This window comes from Actinacidiphila oryziradicis (assembly GCF_005047355.1).
Taxonomy (GTDB): Bacteria; Actinomycetota; Actinomycetes; order Streptomycetales; family Streptomycetaceae; genus Actinacidiphila; species Actinacidiphila oryziradicis.
The window spans coordinates 1-1,348 of record NZ_SUMC01000339.1 but is presented as its reverse complement, the minus strand read 5'-3'; the positions used below and the strand labels follow the sequence as shown (position 1 = coordinate 1,348).

At 64.1% G+C, this 1,348-nt stretch carries 2 protein-coding genes; one reads left to right on the top strand and one right to left on the bottom strand.

Annotated elements, in window-relative coordinates; translation table 11 throughout:
* Positions 1 to 368: 368 nt before the first annotated feature.
* Entirely contained in the window at positions 369 to 791 is a 423-nt protein-coding gene (locus tag FCI23_RS55735; protein WP_136731774.1) for a hypothetical protein, read from the bottom strand.
* Positions 792 to 1,163: 372 nt separating this feature from the next.
* Here FCI23_RS55735 and FCI23_RS59105 point away from each other — a divergent pair.
* A partial coding sequence (locus FCI23_RS59105) for a hypothetical protein (protein WP_211265919.1) occupies positions 1,164 to 1,348 on the top strand: 185 nt, incomplete at its 3' end.

The window sequence follows — 1,348 nt, the reverse complement described above, 5'->3', positions numbered from 1 at the left end:
CGCAATATGGACTCGCGTTCCTGCACGCACAGCGGGTTCCCTTGACTCAACTGCCGCAACCTCCGGTTCAGCGCAAAGTGATCATGATCTCACGATGCACTGACCAGTTGAGAGCGCCCCGCCTATGGCCTGACACAGGCGCGGCCGAGCTTCTACGTGAGTTTGGGCGCGTCGATCCTCGGCGGCGTAGTGCTGGTCAGAAGGTGCGGACTCGCAATGGCTGTTCCGTTGTAGCCCGTGGTTGGCGCGCGCGTCACGCGCGCGGAGCGGTCCAGATAAGCGGGGCCGATGCTCACATCCCCTTTCACATTCCGAGATCGGTTGATGGAGCGGGGCCTGCTTTTGGCGGGCTGGGGCGGCGCGTCTTTTTAGACCATGCTCAGCAGGTGATCTGTTGGGCTGTAATCAATCTTCCAATCGGCATAAACCCCCAGGACCCCGTCCTGGCGGCACCTCAACCCAACGGTCACCCAGCGGACCGATCCGTCGTCGGCGAGCGAGAAAGCGATAGCCGCCTCGAACTCCTCGCTCCCGCACGGGCATCCGGCCGCCCGAGGATCCGCGTCCTCCCAGAACTCCTCGCTATCCGCGATGAACGCACGGCTGCCGCAAGCAGAGCACTCCCGCTCAGCTCCGCCCTCGATGTCATCGACGAGCACAAAGAACACACGCCCGTCGCACGCACTGCACACGGAAGGAGCGATCTTCACGAGACGGCCGCCGCCAGCGTCGCGGAGAAACGCCGCGAGCTCCGCAGAGACACCGTCGCCAACCTGATCATCAGCCTGCACCGGCACATCGTTCCAGAAGCCCCCAACCAGCACCCGTCCACTTGACCAAAGACATAGGGGCACCCCCCACGTTGGGGAAGGTGTTCTTCGCCAGCGGCCTTCGGGCCAATTCGCGCTCTGTGTCGGGAGATGCTGCTACGGTCTGAGTCAGTGGCAGACGCGCCTGCCCGTTCCTAAGCGCCGATCCCACGCTATCGACGTGACGAAGGACAAGAGGGTCTTCAACTGTTGATGGTTTGGCTGCGTGTTCCTGTATGAATCGGGCGGTGTCGGCGGGTGCGTGTCTTTGTGTGATGGTCGGTCGTTAGGCCGATCGGATGCGGGGATGCGTCGTGTTGGCAGGGTGTGCGGGTCGGGTGGGAGGGGGTGGGTGTGGCACGGTTGATGGCGACGGCGACGTGTACTGCCTTCCGTGGCCTGGTCGAGGCCAGTGGTGAGCGGGTGGGTCAGCGGGTGCTGTCGGAGCGGGTGTCCTTCCTCGCCGGGCTGTGCCAGGACTTGACCCGGGCTCTGATTGCTTCCCGGTGGGATGAGGCCTCGCTGGATGTGCTGGCCGC